This is a genomic window from Cyanobium sp. Cruz-8D1, assembly GCF_024345975.1.
Lineage (GTDB): Bacteria > Cyanobacteriota > Cyanobacteriia > PCC-6307 > Cyanobiaceae > Cyanobium.
Window position 1 is genome coordinate 1 of sequence record NZ_JAGQCD010000086.1, and the last position, 4,771, is coordinate 4,771.

The window sequence follows — 4,771 nt, forward strand, 5'->3', positions numbered from 1 at the left end:
CGGCGTCCAACGACGGCAGAAACAGCCCTGGTTCACGCGGATTGACCTGCCGCCACGGCCACGCCAGTCCCAACTGCTGGCTGTCGCATGACCGTCTCGGATGAGATGTGTCGGGCAGTCAGGCTGGGGAGAGCGGGGCGGGCGCTCCATCAGGTCGTAGGGCTTGGGCTCGAACGCGATGGGAATCGTCATCGTGATCGAAATGATCATGTTGATCCAGAGCACCTGAAGCGGCTGAATCGGCAGGGACTGACCCCGGCCAACCATCACGCTCAGAAACACGCTGGCCGCCAGACCACCGTTGACCGGCAACAGGAAGGCCAGGGCCTTCATCAGGTTCTGGAACACATTCCTGCCTTCCTCCACGGCCGCTTCGATCGAAGCGAAGTTGTCGTCGGTGAGGACCATATCCGCCGCTTCCTTCGCCACTTCCGTGCCGGTGATCCCCATGGCGATGCCGATGTCCGCCTGCTTTAAAGCAGGCGCATCATTCACACCATCGCCGGTCATCGCAACGATGTGACCGCGGGACTGCAGGGCCTGAACCAGGCGAAGCTTCTGCTCCGGAACGACCCGGGCGAAGACACTTCCCTCCAGGGCGGCATGGACGAAGTCGTTCTTGTCCAGGTCTGAGAGCTCCTGCCCGCTGAAGGCCGTGGTCGTCTCCTGTTGACTGAGCTTCATGCGATCGGCAATCGCTTCAGCGGTGACCTTGTGATCACCGGTGATCACCGGTGATCATTTTCACATCGACGCCCGCGCTGTGGAAGGCTCGAATGGATTGGATGGCCTCGGAGCGTGGCGGATCGATCATTCCCTGAAGACCGAGGAAAACCAGGCCCGAGGCCAGATCGTCGTGATCAATGGCGGTGTTCGCCTGCGGCTTCTGGGCAAAGGCCAGGACGCGCAGACCCTTGGAAGCCATGCGATCGGCCTGGTGTTGGAGCCTTTCCTTGTTGATCGGATGGGCACGTCCCTGGGAATCAAGGAATGTATCGCTACGCTTGAGCAAGGATTCGACGGACCCCTTCATCCAGATCACCCCACCGCCACCGTTCGGCATCTGGTTCAGGGTTGCCATGTATTGATAGTCGGATTCGAACGGGATGCTGTCGAGGCGGGGATGGGTTTCGGCGAGCCGGGAGCGGTCGAGGCCGACCTTGCGACCTGAGACCAGCAGGGCACCTTCGGTGGGATCACCAACGATGCTCCAGATCTTGTTTTCATGGGCCAGTTCAGAATCGTTGCAGAGCACACCGGCGAGCAGGCAGTCCCGAACAGCCACCGGCAGCTGGGTGATCTCCATCGGTTCATCTTCGGCATCCAGAAGATCTCCCTTGGGCGCATAGCCATCACCGACAAACTGATAACGCTGATCGCCTGCATAAAGCGCTTGCACCGTCATCTCGTTCTCGGTAAGGGTTCCGGTCTTGTCGGAACAAATGATTGTGGCGCTGCCGAGCGTTTCCACGGCCGGTAGATTCCTGACGATGGCATGCCGTTCCGCCATCCGAGAAACCCCGATGGCCAGCGTGATGGTGACCACGGCAGGAAGACCCTCTGGGATGGCACTCACCGCAAGGGCGACGGCAGCCTGAAACATATCGAATGGGGTATTCCCCCAGGCCAGACCAACAATGAAGGTAAAGATGGCAATCCCCAGGATTGCTCTCAACAGCAGATTGCTGAATCGTTCAAATTTTCGCGTGAGCGGTGTGGTCAGGGCGCTGCTTTCATCCATCAATGTTGAAATCCGGCCGGTTTCGGTGCTCTGCCCGGTCTCGACGACGACGCCTTCTGCCTGCCCGAAGGTGATGAAGCTGCCGGCATAGGCCATGTTGATTCGATCGCCAAGGGGAACATCTGGGTCCAGTACATTCGAATCGGCGTCCTTTTCCACGGCAACGGACTCTCCCGTGAGTCCGGACTCATTGACCTGCAGGCTGCGGCTTGTGACGAGGCGAATGTCGGCAGGTACTTTGTCGCCAGAAGCGAGAAGCACTAGATCCCCTGGCACGAGTTCCGATGAAGGAAGTTTCTGCATCTCCCCATTGCGACGCACCATGGCCTCGGTGGTGACCGATGAGGCCAACGCCTTGATCGCAGACTCCGCCTTCGATTCCTGCGCGAAAGCGATCAGCGCATTCAGAACGGCGACACCGGTGATCACTCCCGCCTCAATCCAGGAGCCCATGAAGGCCTTGACGACACCAGCAATGAGCAGAATGTAAAGCAGTGGATTCTTGAACTGAATCAGAAACATCCAAAGCCGAGAGCGACCCTTTTTGGCTTTCAGTTCATTCTTTCCGAAGCGCTCCTGTTGCTTTGTGGCCTGAGCATCGGTCAGACCCTGTCCCGGATCGACATCAACGCGAGCCAGCACCGCAGAAAGATCAAGGCTGTGCCAGGGGATCGCCTGTGCTGTGGTTTGCGGATTCGCTTGATGAATGGCGGCGCTTGGCTTCGTCATTTCTGGAGAATCGGTGTCAGGAAATGGCAGGGATTGGACCCGTATGCAGCGAAAGGCCAGAAAACCTCTCTTGCAGGCTCCATCGGCTATCCTCCCAATCTAACATCCCTTTTCTATGGCAATCTGATTCTGAAGTGCCTGATTGCTGCATCCGCCAGTATGGGCGATGCCGCGTCGGTCTATCAGCCCAAGTACGAGTTTGCCAGAACGCCTCCGAAGTCCCATGGATGGCTGAATGATTGACCTGAGAGGGTGTGAGGGCTCAGATGCCAGAATGGTTTCTGATCAGCAGAGCAATTGTTTCCAGTTCAGTTTCTTGGCTGTTCAGACTTCGCTCGAATGCGCGTGATGATCGCCATGGGGATTGTCAGCGTCTCCTGATTCAGTGCTGGGCTGGTCCACCAGGTAGGGCCGTTCCAGTTCTGGGGGCATCAGTCGGACCGCCTCGGCTTGGTCGACATGCTGGCCAAAAACGTTCGGCACGACAAGCAACAGCACGAAACCCTTCACCGCCGCGAGCAGAGGCGTGGTGATCCATCCGGAGGCGATGCCCACCTAGGCCTTGACGCCCATGTCCAAAGAGATGGTTCCCTCGATGATCTGATCAATGAACGCTTCGATCAGGCCTTTGAGAAATCTGGTTTTCCCGAACAGAGGTGGTCTCTCGCTCGTCATCGATCGCTTGCTCTTGACGAGTGTCGTGCGGGTTTTTGATAATACCTGAGAGGGTCAAACAAGCAACGCGACTGGATTTCAGTCGGAGTGCCTTTGAAGCCCATTAAAAGTGTTGCGCCAACCCTGATATAGCCATCAGCTCAAATAGGCTAAGCCATCGGCTCGACCTGTGGAAATAGTGTTGTGATGTGGAGACCAATTGCTTGGGTGTGGTTGATATTGAAGCGGCTTGCAGGAGATGGGGGCACGGCTGGTGTAAAGCCAGGCACGGCCTGGGGGCTTGATGGATACGGATTCAGCGCTTTCAGGACCTCCGATGTGTGGTCCCGAGCCGTCCATGAATCCGGCCCCGAAGCCATGCCTGCCTTCAGCCTCAGAAATGTTCCCTGATGCCTTAGTATCCTCCTTGCTGAGGGATTCGATTTGAAGATTCGGTGTTCATTCTTTCATTAGGGTTGCGAAAGCACACCAACCACTGCCTCACACCCCAGCGATCCCGTCCATCCAAGCCTGCTCGGCTTGGTCTGCTGAGCGGACCTCTGGTGGCTCTCGCCTTGCTGACCGGCTGCCAGACAGAGCCTCCCGCCGCCAGGCCACCGCTTTCGGTGCGTGCCGAAGCGGCCACCCTGGCCCCCTTCACCGACAACGTCGACACCGTCAGCACCCTGGAGGCCATCGAGGAGGTGCGGCTGGCGTCACAGGCTGGTGGCCGCATCCAGCGCCTGCTGGTGCGTCAGGGGGACAAAGTCACCGAAGGTCAGATTCTGCTGGTGCTCGACCAGGCCCAGGCCCAGGCCGACGTGGCTCGACTGGAGGCGGAGGTGCAGACCAACAAGCTCAACTACGAGCGCTATGAATACCTCGTGCGTCAGGGGGCGGCCAGCGCTTTCCAGCGGGACAGTTTCCGCCAGAACTACATTTCCTCCCAGCAGAATCTGGTGGCCCGCCGGGCGGATCTGGCCTTCCGCGATCTGAAAGCACCGATCACCGGGATCGTCGGCGACCTTCAGGTGAAGCTGGGCGACGTGATCGCGGCGAATTCCCCATTCACCACGATCATCCGCAACGACCGGCTGATGGCCCGGGTGGACGTCCCTGCCGTGTTCGCCGATCGGCTGCGGCTGGGTCAGACGGTGATCCTGATGGATCCCGCCAGCAACAAGCCCATGGCCCAGAGCGTGGTCGGCTCCCTCGACCCCGGCGTGGTGGCCGGCACCCAGTCGCTGCTGGCCAAGGCGGAGTTCGCCAATCCGGGGGGGTTGCTACGCACCGGCCTGCGTACCCGCACCCGGCTGGTGCTCGACAGTCGCCAGGAGCTGTCGGTGCCCTTCGCGGCCGTCACCCAGATCTCCGGTCAGAGCTTCGTCTACGAGGTGGGCAGCCTGGCGGATCTGGAGCGGCGTCCAGGCCGTACGGATCTGACCGTGGCACGCAAGCTGCCCGCCGGCACCAACTTCGCTCTGCAGACCCCCGTGCAGCTGGGCCCCCTGCAGAACAATCGTTGAACTAAGCCGCTACGCGGCAGATTCCAACAGCCGATTATAGCCCAGTCCCTATCAAGGCCAGCCACTGCGTCGCCGATGCGACCAGGCCACTGTGACTGAGTGCGGCGGTTGGCTGGGCCTC

Annotated in this window: 4 protein-coding genes; 1 reads left to right on the top strand and 3 read right to left on the bottom strand. The window is 59.6% G+C overall.

Annotated features, from left to right (window positions below; translation table 11 throughout):
* The 3 genes from KBZ33_RS21015 to KBZ33_RS21025 all read right to left on the bottom strand — a co-directional run.
* Positions 1 to 732, bottom strand: a 732-nt coding sequence (locus KBZ33_RS21015; protein ID WP_255011965.1) for an HAD-IC family P-type ATPase, incomplete at its 3' end; no start/stop codon positions are given.
* Positions 719 to 2,470, bottom strand: coding sequence for an HAD-IC family P-type ATPase (locus tag KBZ33_RS21020; RefSeq protein ID WP_254954626.1), 1,752 nt, complete (start codon positions 2,468 to 2,470; stop codon positions 719 to 721). The genes KBZ33_RS21015 and KBZ33_RS21020, both read right to left, overlap by 14 nt.
* 324 nt (positions 2,471 to 2,794) lie before the next feature.
* Positions 2,795 to 3,025 (bottom strand): hypothetical protein, encoded by a 231-nt coding sequence (locus KBZ33_RS21025; RefSeq protein ID WP_254954628.1) that lies wholly within the window; start codon positions 3,023 to 3,025, stop codon positions 2,795 to 2,797.
* A gap of 662 nt (positions 3,026 to 3,687) precedes the next feature.
* Here KBZ33_RS21025 and KBZ33_RS21030 point away from each other — a divergent pair.
* Positions 3,688 to 4,650 carry an efflux RND transporter periplasmic adaptor subunit gene (locus tag KBZ33_RS21030; protein WP_255011966.1) on the top strand — a complete coding sequence of 321 codons (963 nt, stop codon included), beginning with the start codon at positions 3,688 to 3,690 and terminating at the stop codon, positions 4,648 to 4,650.
* Positions 4,651 to 4,771 lie beyond the last annotated feature (121 nt).